The sequence below is a fragment of the Empedobacter sp. UBA6745 genome (assembly GCF_002453775.1).
GTDB lineage: Bacteria > Bacteroidota > Bacteroidia > Flavobacteriales > Weeksellaceae > Empedobacter > Empedobacter falsenii_C.
Genome location: NZ_DKHL01000031.1, coordinates 1 through 325, shown reverse-complemented (window position 1 = coordinate 325; position 325 = coordinate 1).

Sequence of the window (325 nt, the reverse complement as noted above, 5' to 3'; positions counted from 1 at the left end):
CTTTGTCATTCTGAGCTCGTCGAAGAATCTATTTCTGTCACTTTTTACTTGACTAAAAAGTAACTATACTTCGACATGCTCAGCACAAGCAAGTCAAGGCTGTAAAACTCTCTACTAAAAATGTTCTCACTCCACTAAATATTTTAAAAACCTTGCAGGCTAAAATCTTTTTAACGCTCCATACAACCATTTTCTTAACGTGAGAGTTTTAATGCCGGTTTATATTAAGTTCTACGTTGTACGCTTAACGTTTTACGTCTTTTTTTTAATACTCAAATTCTTTATAAATTTCAAAAACAGGTTGTGTCATTCTGAGCATTCTAAG